The following is a 12049-nucleotide window of genomic DNA, read 5'->3' as shown; positions in this document are numbered from 1 at the left end:
GCTTGTAGATTAAGCATTGTAGGGGGTCAATAAGCGAAGCGCATTGCACCGAAGAGAATTCTATGCGGCGCAATGCGCTTCGCTTATTGACCCCCTACCAATTGCACTCTACGCGAGCTTTGCCGTAGTGTGGGTGGAGGCGAAGCCGATACCCACAAAGCTATGTGTGAAATTAGGTAAGCGCTAATTAAAAGGGTTTAGTTAAATAAGTGATGGGTATCGCGTTGCTCAAGCCATACTACGATGTTCAACAAAGTTAGATCAAAATAAAAAGGGTGATTCTAAAATTTAGAATCACCCTTTTAAACATTTACATGTCCGATATTAACTCTTACTAACCACGACCGCGGTTTCTGTCACTTTTCTTTTGCATGGCTGGACCAGCTAAGTCGCTAGTCTGTCTCACACGTCGATTTGCTGGTCTTTTAGGCGCAGGTTTTTTAGCCGCAACCGAGTCAGGTTTTGCACGGTAAGGTCTAGTTTCACCGTCTGCGCCCACTCTTGGTGGTCTATCAAGCGCACTGATGCGTTGTTTACGCACTTTCGGCGTGAATACGGTAGTGGCTTTTAGTTTTTCACGTTGTGTTAGCTGTCTTAATGGCGCACTTGGTACTGGCAAGTCAGCCCACTCAAGCAAGCCAACCACTTCCTTTTGTTCTAGTTTCAGCATACTTCCACGTTTAACGCGTGGCGGCAGATTCACTGGGCCAAAACGCACACGCATCAAGCGGCTCACTGGCAACTGAAATGCTTCAAACAAACGACGCACTTCACGATTACGGCCTTCGCGCAGAATGACTTGATACCAATGATTTGCACCTTCGCCGCCCTGTGCAGTAATGCTATCAAAGTTTGCTGGGCCATCTTCTAGCTCAATGCCTTCTTTGAGTTGCGTCATTTGGCCTTCGGTTAACTCACCAAAAATACGCACGGCATATTCACGCTCAACTTCATAGCGCGGATGCATAAAACGGTTTGCCAACTCACCTGAAGTGGTAAAAATCAACAAGCCGCTGGTATTCATATCCAAACGACCAATGGCAATCCATTTGCCGTTTTTGACCTTTGGTAATTTATCAAACACGCTTGCACGGCCTTCAGGGTCATCTTGACTGACGATTTCACCTTCTGGTTTATGGTAAATCAACACTTGCGGTAATTCAGCAATAAACGGCAGTTTGACTGGGCGGCTATCTAAGCGCACCGTATCATGTTGCGTTACACCTTGGCCTTGTATCGCTGGCGCACCATTCACTGTAACCCGACCGCTAGCAATCAGCGCTTCCATATCACGGCGTGAGCCCAAACCAGCCAGCGCCAATAACTTATGCAAACGTTGCGTAGGTTCTGGTGGCGCGTTAGCGTCTGTGGCTAATTTGGTAAAATTAGTGTTTGCGCGACGAGGAGTCGCTTGCGGGTCGCGTTGCGTTTTAAAGGGACGTGCCATATGGATAAACTATTGATTGCAAAAGCGCATTTTACCGCAGTTAGTGAAAAACACCTCAGACTAAATGCAAGCAAGTAAAACGGATTTAAAAATTAATTACAAATCCAACTGATTATCAGTTTTTACAAAATCTTCCATGGCGGGCAACTCAGCAAGTGACTTTAGATTAAGGTCATCTAAAAAGTGTTTAGTTGTTGCGTACAATGAAGGTCTGCCTGGTACTTCACGCTGCCCCACTATATCGACCCAATCGCGTTCTTGAAGCTGACGCATCACATTAGGGTTAACAGCCACACCGCGAATTTCTTCAATATCGCCGCGGGTTACGGGCTGTCTGTAGGCAATAATCGCCAATGTTTCCATCACCGCGCGGGAGTATTTAGATTGCTTTTCAGGATTGAGTCGCGCTAAAAAAGGTGCGTATTCAGACCGCGCTTGAAAGCGGTAACCCGTTGCGACTTGCACCAATTCCATCGTGCGTTGCTCCCAGTCTTGCTTGAGCTCATCAAGTAACATACGTAACGTTGCGCGCTCTATACGGTCAGCAAATAGCTTTTGCATATCATCTAGGCTTAATGGCTGCGGTGAAGTGAGTAAGGCAACTTCTAGCACTTGTTTTTTTTGCTGAATGTTTTCTGGTTCGTTCATGATAATTTTGATTATCTTATTAAATTATTCACGAGAATTTAATTGCACATAAATCGGCGAAAAAGGCGCTTGTTGAGTCATTCGCAGCAAGCCTTCACGTGCTAATTCCAATATCGCTAAAAAACAAACCACCAATTTTGGAATACCATCTTTTGCCACATCAAATAATTGCGAAAACTCTAAAAAATTATCCACTTTTAATCGACGTAAAATAATGCTCATGTGCTCACGTACAGAAAGCTCTGCCTTGCCCACTTTGTGATGTTTAAAATGGCTAGCACGCTTCAAAACATTGCGCCAAGCTTCGGTTAAATCATCTAAACTCACCTCTGGTGGCTGCACATCGCTGATGTGCTGATAGTAAGCACTAGCAACGGCAATCTCCTCGCCGACTTTTGGCATTGCATCAATACGCTGCGCGGCTAGTTTAATGGCTTCATACTCCATTAGTCGGCGTACTAACTCCGCCCTAGGGTCATCTTCAGATTCAATCTCAGCTGGTTTAGGTAACAACATGCGTGATTTAATTTCAATCAACATGGCTGACATCAGCAAGTAATCACCCGCCAACTCTAGCTTGATTGCCGTCATTTTTTCCACATAGACAATGTATTGACGCGTTAAATCCGCCATGGGAATATCTAAAATATCAAGGTTATGTTTACGGATTAAATAGAGGAGTAAATCGAGAGGGCCTTCAAAGGCATCCAAATAAACCTCTAACGCATCTGGTGGAATATAAAGGTCATGAGGTACTTGGGTAAAGGCTTCACCGTGAATGCGCGCATCTAAAGTGAGCTGAGTTTGCATATAAGACTTAATGTCCCACAGTTTTCGAAAAAACGTTAATAATGATGACACCAGTAATAATAAAAGCTAAGCCTAATATTGCGGGCATATCTAAGGTCTGCCGAAAAACCAGCCATCCTAATACTGAAATCAGCACAATGCCCATGCCAGACCAAATGGCGTACATAATGCCAACAGGCAGTACACGCATGCTAATTGACATGAAATAAAATGCTGTCCCGTAACCAACCACGACAATTATTGATGGTAACAGCCGAGTAAACTCATTGGAGGCTTTTAGTGCAGTTGTTCCAATCACCTCTGCAACTATCGCAATTGCAAGCGCTAACCAATGGCTCATCTTAGCCCCAATAAATTAATGTGCTTATTTAAAAAACGCTAACTGTAATTTAAACCCATGGCATCACGTACATCGCGCATAGTTTCACGCGCTAATTTACGCGCTTTTTCGCAGCCTTCTGCGACGATATTTTTAACTAAAGTAGGATCTTCGGCATATTGAGCAGCGCGTTCTTGAATTGGTTTTAATTCAGCTAACACACTTTCAATGACTGGCCCTTTACACTCAATACAGCCTATTGAAGCGCTTTTACATCCAGCTTGTGCCCATTCTTGGGTCGCTGTATTTGAGTAAATTTCATGCAATTGCCAAACTGGACATTTTGCTGGGTCACCTGGGTCCGTGCGGCGTACGCGCGCTGGATCTGTCGGCATGGTTTTGATTTTTTTCGCAACTACATCTGCTGGCTCACGCAATGAAATGGTGTTGTTGTATGACTTAGACATTTTTTGACCATCTAAACCTGGCATTTTTGAAGCTGGCGTGAGCTTGTATTCAGGTTCAAGCAGAATCATTTTACCGCCGCCTTCTAAATAACCAAGTAGGCGCTCCTTATCACCCATGCTCATACCTTGTTGCTCTTCAATCAAGGAGCGCGCCGCATCTAAAGCCTCTTCATCGCCACTTTGTTGATAGGCATTGCGCATTTCTTCGTACAAAGCACTGCGTTTGCTGCCTAGTTTTTTGATGGCAGCTTCGGCTTTTTCTTCAAAACCTTTTTCTTTACCGTAAATGTGATTAAAGCGACGGGCGATTTCACGGGTGAATTCAATATGAGGAATCTGATCTTCGCCCACAGGCACTTGAGTCGCTTTATAAATCAAAATATCCGCACTTTGTAATAGTGGGTAGCCCAAGAAACCATAGGTAGATAAGTCTTTACTTGAAAGCTTTTCTTGTTGGTCTTTGTAAGTTGGCACGCGTTCTAGCCAACTTAATGGCGTAATCATGCTGAGTAAAGTATGTAATTCAGCATGTTCTGGCACGCGTGATTGTATAAAAATAGTGGCATTGGCAGGGTCTACACCCGCAGCTAGCCAGTCAATCACCATTTCCCAAACGCTTTCCTCAATCACTTCTGGCGTGTCGTAATGAGTAGTCAGGGCATGCCAATCAGCCACAAAAAACAAGCATTCATGCTCGTGCTGGAGTTTAATCCAGTTTTTAAGTACGCCGTTGTAATGCCCTAAATGCAAGTTGCCTGTAGGGCGCATGCCTGATAAAACGCGTTCGATTGCCATGTGCGAAAACCTTAAATTTAATACTAGAGTGAAATATAGCCGTTATTATACAAACAAGCTTAGCCAAATAAGCTAATTATTAGCGCGTAAACCGCATTGATGAGTGGGTCTAAAATTTTATTAAGTATGCCTGAGAACATCAGCGCGATTAAAATCAAGAAACCAAAACGCTCAATTTGCGCAAACTTAATCGCGTAAGGCATAGGCAGCAAGCTAACTGCGATGCGCCCGCCATCTAGAGGCGGCAGTGGCAATAGATTTAATACCATCAAAACAATATTGATGCTGATGCCCGCTTTCGCCATCTCAATCATTGGAAGCGAAATCGCTTCCGGCGCGCCCATCGCAAACTTAATCACCAATACCCACAATATTGCCATTAAAAAATTGGATGCTGGGCCAGCCGCAGCGACCCATAACATGTCTTTTTTAGGGTTGCGCAAACGACTAAAGTCAACTGGCACTGGCTTTGCCCAGCCAAAGAGAATACCGCCTAAAAGTATAGTCATTGCCGGCAATAGAATCGTGCCGAACAAGTCGATATGCTTTAAAGGATTTAAGGTGATGCGACCTGCATTGTAAGCCGTCATATCGCCAAAGTGCTTAGCCGCATAACCATGTGCCGCTTCATGCACGGTAATTGCGAATATGATAGGTGGCGCATAAATAACTATTTTTTGTATCAGTGATAATTCCATTAATGACTCTTTTCAAAAATCTTGTTCAGTTAAATCTCGTGAATGCTAACTTGCTTTCAATTGAAGACAAGGCGTGGGTTTGTAGGCAGTACGAATAGTACGGCAAGAACCCATAACGCAGTATTCGATTGAAAGCATGTTGGAATTAAAGCCCAAAGGGGGCTAAATCGCCTAATCCTTCACGTATTAACTCAGGCACATCGCCCGTCAAATTAATCACAGAGGTCGCACCTGCCACACAATGTCCTACATCAATGACCAAATCGACTACATGTTCCAGCTTATCGCGAATTTCCCAGGCTTCACTCAGCACAGAATCATCGTCTGGAATATACAGCGTCATGCTAAGCAAGGGGGCGTCAATTTCTTCTAATATAGCTTGCACAACGGCGTGGTCTGGCACGCGTAACCCTACTGTGTTGCGTTTTGGATGCTGCAACTTGCGTGGCACCTCACGCGTCGCGTTCAAAATAAAAGTGTAAGCCCCAGGCGTATTGGCTTTTAGCAAACGGAATTGGCTATTGCTGACCACTGCATAATTACCAAGCTCACTTAAATTTCGGCAAAGCAAAGTAAAAAGGTGTTTGTCATCCACGCCGCGAATCTGCCGTATACGCATTTGCGCATCGCCGTGACCTAGCATGCAGCCCAATGCGTAGCCCGAATCTGTAGGATAAGCAATCACCCCACCATCACGGAGAATTTCAGCCGTATGCACAATGAGGCGATGCTGTGGATTCTCTAAATTAATGTTGAAGAGTTGAGACATGATTTTGTAAATATTGCTTTCAAATGAGCACTGTAGTGATTTCAGCTGTGTTGTTTTTGGTAATATTAGTACTTGTTAGCAAGGCTTCTGGCCAATCTTGCCAAATAGGTAGGCAGTTGCTAGGTAGTGCTGGTAAGCGTCCCATTTCCATAAAGCTGACGCCCTTTCCATGATAATCTGTCCCCACTGAAGATTTTAAGCTAAACATCTGCGCATATTTCGCAAACTCAACATAGTGCGCACCTGTATGGCTGCCTGTCACCACTTCAATCGCCGTGCCGCCTAAAGCGCGAAACTCTTCTAACAATAACAACATATTGGTACGACCTAAATCATATCGACCTGGATGCGCCAGTACGGCGACACCGCCGCTATCAACAATCCAACGAATAGCTTCTTCCAAACTCGCCCACTGATGCTCAAAATAACCTGGCTTACCTTTAACCAAATATTTTTTAAATACCGCCTTATTATCTTTTGAAACTCCACTTTCGACTAAAAATCTTGCAAAGTGAATGCGACCTATGATGCCATCGTTCACATATTGATAAGCACCTTCTAAGCTACCTGTGATACCAACTTTATCTAAACTGGCTGCCATGCCCTCCGCACGCTTGTGACGTCCTGCACGAAGCGCCGCCAAACCTGCTCTCAGCTCAGGGTGTTCAGGATTAATTTTCAAACCAACGATATGAATCGTGCGTTTTTTCCAAGTGACTGAAATTTCTACACCATTGATAAAATGCAAACCCCAGCGTTTAGCCTCCTCTGCCGCAATCGCCAAACCACCTGTATCGTCATGGTCAGTTAAGGCCAACACGTCAACACCTTGATTTGCCGCGTACGCAACCAACTCATTTGGGCTTAACATGCCATCTGAGATAGTCGTGTGGGAATGTAGGTCAAAAGTGAGTGACATGAACGCTATACTTAAATTTAGGCTTAAAAAATGATAATGAGTAAAAAATACTTGAAAATTAAACCTTGTGGCACAACATCAATCATAGCAAAATAACGACTTACGCTAAAGCGTTGTTAACTATTGATTTTTGAACGTAATCACAACTTATACAAGCACTACTTAGAAAGCGACTCGCCTACAGCCATGAATAAGTTTTTATTCGACATGTTTCCCGTTATTTTGTTTTTTATCGCGTTCAAGTTTTTTGGGATTTTTACGGCAACAGCGGTAACCATTGCTGCCACAATTGCACAAATTATTTACAGCAAAATTCGCTATGGCAAAGTCGAAAAAATGCTCATGGTGAGTGGCGCCATTATTGGCATACTTGGTAGCATAACCCTGCTGTTACATGACAAAACTTACATCATGATGAAGCCTACTGCGCTATATTGGGTCATTGCAGTTGCTTTACTCATTTCTAATTTATTTTTTAAAAAGAATTTAATTCAACAGATGATGAGCAACTTGATTGATGCACCAGCACCTATTTGGAATAAACTCAACTTAGTATGGGTCGCTTTTTTAGTACTACTGGGATTTTTAAACTTGTACGTAGCCTTCAACTATACTGAAAATGCTTGGGTTAATTTCAAACTATTTGGTGTGACTGGCATCATGTTTGCATTCTTTATCGCACAAACTTTAGCCTTAAAAAAATATCTTATTGCACCGCTTGATGAACAAGAGAAGTTAGTAGAAAAAGATAAGTCAGCGCAAAATAAAAGCGAGACGAAATAATGTGGTACGCAATCATGGCAGAAGATACGCCTAATAGCTTAGACAAGCGTTTACTCGCCAGACCTGAGCATTTAAAGCGCTTACAAATACTGCAAGAAGCAGGCAGACTGCTACTTGCGGGCCCTTTTCCTGCGATTGATAGTACGGACCCTGGACCAGCAGGCTTTACAGGCAGTTTGATTGTCGCAGAGTTTTCTAACCTTCAAGAGGCGACGGAGTGGGCAAATAATGATCCGTTTGTCATCTCAAATGTATATAAGAACGTTATAGTCAAACCTTTTAGAAAAACTTTACCTAGCTAACCTTAGTAAAACTTCACTTAAACCCATACTCTCCTGCCTTGCAAGATATAACTCTCAAATATGACTTTAGTTGAAGAAATAACCAGCCGTTTACAACCTCTGAACCCTATTACCCTGCAAATTGAGGATGAAAGTGCCATGCACGCTGGACACTCAGGCAATGCTGGTGGTGGCCATTTTAAACTCAAAATAACAAGCTCGCATTTTTCTGAAAAATCACAGATAATGCGACATCGCATTATTTATCAGGCACTTGCTGAACTTATTCCTAGTAAAATTCACGCCTTAAGCATACATGCTCTGGCGCCAGATGAACTTTAACCCCCTATTTCTAACCATGAGGATTTTCGCATGAAATTTACCCAAACCTTAATCGCAGTTGCTATTCTTTCATTAGCACCAGCAGCATTTGCTGCCGATGCAGTAGCAACAGTTAATGGTAAACAAATCAAACAATCTGTTTATGATTACATTGCTAAAGACGCTGCTTCACGCGGCCAAAAAGTTGACGATCAAGTAAAACAAGCCATTACGAACAAATTGATAGACTCAGAGCTAGTCTACCAAGAGGCGCAGAAACTAGGCCTTGATAAGCAAGCTGATTACGTTGCACGTGAAGAACTTTCACGTCGTGAACTATTAACATCAGCGTATTTACAAGACTTTGTTAAGAAAAATCCAATCTCAGATGTTGATACTAAAGCCGCTTACGAACAATACAAAAAAGCATACGGCGATAAAGAGTACAGCGCTCGCCACATTTTAGTAAAAACTGAAGCCGAAGCTAAAGATATTATTGCGCAATTAGGTAAAGGCGCCGACTTTGCTAAACTTGCAAAAGAAAAATCAATGGATCCTGGTTCTAAAGACAAAGGCGGCGACTTAGGTTGGTTCTCACCAGCAACGATGGTTAAACCATTCAGCGACGCTGTTGCTGGTCTGCAAAAAGGTGCCGTTTCTGCTACCCCAGCACAAACTCAATTTGGTTGGCATGTGATTAAATTAGTTGATTCACGTAGCGCACAACCATTGGCTTATGACAAAGTAAAAGATGGTTTACAAAAAAATCTTCAACAACGTAATTTAGAAAAAATGATGTCTGATTTACGCACTAAAGCAAAAATAGATATTTCAAAATAATTCATTATTATTCATTGAATTAGCTGCAAATTAGCAGAATTAGAAAAGGCTCTTTAGGAGCCTTTTTTAATGCGCTTTTTAAATATATGATGCCAAACTTTAGGTACTTTGCAAATTTTTTACTTAGTGCAAATTATTACTTTTAGAAATGCACACTATTATAGAATTATGCGATAATAAGAATTATTATCATTTGTGTTTTACTCATCACCAACTAATGCAACTGCTCTCTCAATTAAAAATAGGTCAAAACGCTACCATTACTGCGATTGAAGCGGATGAGTATTTATTTCATCGCCTTTCTGCGCTAGGTTTTCGTGTAGGCAAACCGCTCAGCATTATTCGCCGCGCCAATTTTAATGGTCCGCTCCATGTGCGCCTTGGTACCACCGATGTGATTTTGCGTGACTCTGAGGCTACTCGCATAAGAATCAACGCCGAAATCTAATCTATCTTATTAGTCTCATAGAATAAGCCAGCCCATTAATCACTTCCGCCAACAATAAAAACTCATGAAACGTATTGCACTATTAGGCATGCCCAACACGGGAAAATCCACCCTGTTCAATCGTATTAGCGGCGCTTCTGCACGTGTTGGTAACTGGCCTGGCATTACCGTTGACTTAATGAGTGCGAAGATTTTGATTGGCGGACATATTGCCGAGCTAATCGACTTGCCAGGTATTTATGACTTACATGGCTTTTCAGAGGATGAGCAAGTTGTTAGGCGCTTTCTATCTAATAATGCTGTAGACCTAGTCATTGTTTTATTGAACAGTTCGCAGATAGATCGTCAACTTTCATTAGTGCTGCAGATTAAAAAACTCAATATCCCTTCTGTTCTCGCTTTAAACATGGCAGATGAAGCCAAACAATCTGGCATTACCATTGATACTGAAAGCTTGGCTAAAGCTATGCACTTACCAGTGCTATCTATCAGCGCAAAATATGGTGATGGTTTGCCAAAAGCTTTGCAGGCAGCCACACAGATTATCAATCAGAATCAAACCGCTACTGACCCCAAAGTCATTAGCCAACTTCTACAAGAAGACCATCAAATCGAACACGAGATGGAAGATTTGATTCAACGTCATGTGCAAATTCCAACGACATTTACCAACAACACTACCGATAAAATCGATAAGATTTTGCTGCATAAGTGGTTTGGCTTGCCCATATTTTTTGTAGCGATGTTTATATTGTTTCAGTTTATTTTTACTGTTGGCAAGCCACTACAAGATGGACTAGCATGGGCTTTAAGCTTATTTAGATCAGGCTTATTGGAGCCAATATTCGCCTCAAGCCCAGCATGGTTCAGCGGCTTGATGTTAGATGGTGTTTATAACGGCGTAGCTACCGTAGCTGCATTTGTGCCCATCATTGTTTTATTCTTTTTAGTCATGTCTATGGTCGAAGATAGTGGTTACCTATCACGCGCTGCTTTTCTCATGGACTCACTCATGGCAAAAATGGGCTTAGATGGTCGCGGCTTTGTGATGATGCTAATGGGCTTTGGTTGCAATGTACCAGCACTGATGGGTACACGTATTATGCGTTCTCGCCCAATGCGCTTGCTGACTATGCTGGTGATTCCATTGTCATTATGTTCTGCACGGCTACAAGTATTTATTTTTATTATCACCGCACTGTTTACGGCAAAACATGCACCACTAGTCTTATTCACACTTTATGTGATGAGCTTCTTAACAATGTTTTTAACCGCAATCCTTTTCCAAGGACAGTATAAAAACACCGAGCCATTTATTCTAGAATTACCGCCCTACCGCTTTCCAACATTACGCCAAATTGTGTTAAGAGGCTGGCATGAGGTGAAACACTTCTTGGTGCGCGCTAGCAAGTTTATTGTCATTGGTGTTGTAATGGTTTGGGCGCTGACGAATTTCCCTAGTAACGTTCCAGCAGCAAGCGCAGGTACCTACGCAGGTCAAATTGGCGCATTATTTGCACCTATCCTAGATCCACTGGGCATTAATAATCAGCTAGCAATTGCTTTAATTTTTGGCTTTGTGGCTAAAGAAATTGTTGTTGGTGCGCTAGCTGTGATTTACGGTATGCAGGGGGATGCACTAATGGTACACATGGCAACACAAATTGATTGGGTACAGGCCATGAGTTTTATGTTGTTCACACTGATATATACGCCATGCTTATCCACTATTGCCACGCTTAAAAGTGAAGCTAAAAGTAGCGCGTTTATGTGGCTATCAATTGCTTGGTCACTAGGATTAGCGTGGGTGGTGAGTTTTGTGTTTTACCAAGGTGCACGTTGGTTAGGTTATTGATTATTCAGACGGCTAAGCTTCACAGTTGATGACAGCTTAGTACGATATTTGCCCAGATAAATACCATGCTCTTTGATTGTCTTTATCTGCGATGTTACCCAAATCTACATAAGCCGCTGTGACTGATAAATTTCTAACAGGAAACCAAGTCACAAATAAGTCTTTGGCATCGTCTTCTTTGGAGCCACTTAAATTGTTTGGCTTAGCCCTGTATTCTGTGCCAAGCAAAATATTATCCGTCAGCATTAATGCTAAAGAAACAGCCGGCTCTAAACGATAGCCATCATGCTTATCTCCACCAAAGCCTAGAATGCCAAACTGGTTCGCTTCAGTTGCAAGTAATGTTGCATTCAATAATACATTTCTACCATTGATAGCTGCTAAGTAAAGCTTTGTTGCAGATACATACACATCAGCACTCGATGATTTTTTAGCGCCAAGTAGCTTAGGCACAAATGAAAAATCTTCATTGTGCTTAATTTGTATACCTGCGGCAATTTGCGGCACCCAGTTATCTTGATCATAAACCGCATCCCCTAAAACCCTGACTTTCACACCCAGTGTATCTAGCCTGATAGATTCGCCAGGGACAGTATTGACCCCTGTTGAATAAAGTGGACACTACCACTTCAGACAAGCTCTTCCTGTT

Annotated in this window: 14 protein-coding genes and 1 pseudogene; 6 read left to right on the top strand and 9 right to left on the bottom strand. The window is 42.5% G+C overall.

What is annotated here, in order from left to right:
* Positions 1-334: 334 nt before the first annotated feature.
* From PSU78_RS05375 to PSU78_RS05340, 8 genes are all read right to left on the bottom strand, one after another.
* Complete coding sequence (locus PSU78_RS05375; protein ID WP_300385362.1) at positions 335-1447, bottom strand: pseudouridine synthase; 1113 nt, start codon at positions 1445-1447, stop codon at positions 335-337.
* 96 nt (positions 1448-1543) lie between these two features.
* On the bottom strand, positions 1544-2095 hold the full coding sequence (gene scpB, locus PSU78_RS05370) for an SMC-Scp complex subunit ScpB (protein WP_300385360.1): 552 nt from the start codon (positions 2093-2095) through the stop codon (positions 1544-1546).
* 24 nt (positions 2096-2119) lie between these two features.
* Positions 2120-2905: a ScpA family protein gene (locus PSU78_RS05365; protein WP_300385358.1), complete on the bottom strand. Its 786-nt coding sequence runs from the start codon at positions 2903-2905 to the stop codon at positions 2120-2122.
* Between the two features lie 7 nt (positions 2906-2912).
* Positions 2913-3245 (bottom strand): SMR family transporter, encoded by a 333-nt coding sequence (locus PSU78_RS05360; protein ID WP_300385356.1) that lies wholly within the window; start codon positions 3243-3245, stop codon positions 2913-2915.
* A gap of 38 nt (positions 3246-3283) precedes the next feature.
* The gene (locus PSU78_RS05355; protein WP_300385354.1) at positions 3284-4486 is read right to left on the bottom strand and encodes a tryptophan--tRNA ligase; all 1203 of its coding nucleotides are present in this window, start codon (positions 4484-4486) and stop codon (positions 3284-3286) included.
* Positions 4487-4545: 59 nt separating this feature from the next.
* A complete protein-coding gene (locus tag PSU78_RS05350) occupies positions 4546-5184 on the bottom strand; it encodes a site-2 protease family protein (protein WP_300385352.1) in 639 nt (212 codons plus the stop codon).
* A gap of 145 nt (positions 5185-5329) precedes the next feature.
* Positions 5330-5953: an L-threonylcarbamoyladenylate synthase gene (locus PSU78_RS05345; protein ID WP_300385350.1), complete on the bottom strand. Its 624-nt coding sequence runs from the start codon at positions 5951-5953 to the stop codon at positions 5330-5332.
* 19 nt (positions 5954-5972) lie between these two features.
* On the bottom strand, positions 5973-6872 hold the full coding sequence (locus PSU78_RS05340; protein WP_300385348.1) for a 3',5'-nucleoside bisphosphate phosphatase: 900 nt from the start codon (positions 6870-6872) through the stop codon (positions 5973-5975).
* A 186-nt stretch (positions 6873-7058) separates the two neighbouring features.
* Between PSU78_RS05340 and PSU78_RS05335 the strand changes: the two genes are divergently transcribed.
* The 6 genes from PSU78_RS05335 (at position 7059) to feoB (ending at position 11400) form a co-directional block, all read left to right on the top strand.
* Positions 7059-7655, top strand: a complete 597-nt coding sequence (locus PSU78_RS05335) for a septation protein A (RefSeq protein ID WP_300385346.1) — start codon at positions 7059-7061, stop codon at positions 7653-7655.
* Entirely contained in the window at positions 7655-7957 is a 303-nt protein-coding gene (locus PSU78_RS05330; protein WP_300385344.1) for a YciI family protein, read from the top strand. Before PSU78_RS05335 ends, PSU78_RS05330 begins: the two co-directional genes overlap by 1 nt.
* Positions 7958-8017: 60 nt before the next feature.
* Entirely contained in the window at positions 8018-8278 is a 261-nt protein-coding gene (locus tag PSU78_RS05325) for a BolA family transcriptional regulator (RefSeq protein WP_300385342.1), read from the top strand.
* Positions 8279-8308: 30 nt separating this feature from the next.
* Complete coding sequence (locus PSU78_RS05320) at positions 8309-9097, top strand: peptidylprolyl isomerase (RefSeq protein ID WP_300385340.1); 789 nt, start codon at positions 8309-8311, stop codon at positions 9095-9097.
* A gap of 217 nt (positions 9098-9314) precedes the next feature.
* Positions 9315-9545, top strand: coding sequence for a FeoA family protein (locus PSU78_RS05315; protein ID WP_300385338.1), 231 nt, complete (start codon positions 9315-9317; stop codon positions 9543-9545).
* A gap of 64 nt (positions 9546-9609) precedes the next feature.
* Positions 9610-11400, top strand: a complete 1791-nt coding sequence (gene feoB, locus PSU78_RS05310; protein WP_300385336.1) for a ferrous iron transport protein B — start codon at positions 9610-9612, stop codon at positions 11398-11400.
* 36 nt (positions 11401-11436) lie between these two features.
* Here the strand turns inward: feoB and PSU78_RS05305 are convergent.
* Positions 11437-11997: pseudogene (locus PSU78_RS05305) on the bottom strand (DUF3034 family protein); the annotation flags it as partial.
* Between the last annotated feature and the right edge of the window lie 52 nt (positions 11998-12049).

Origin of the sequence: Methylotenera sp. (assembly GCF_029945705.1) — a bacterium.
GTDB lineage: Bacteria > Pseudomonadota > Gammaproteobacteria > Burkholderiales > Methylophilaceae > Methylotenera.
Note: the sequence above shows the minus strand (reverse complement) of the source record. Positions and strands in the feature narration are given on the sequence as shown.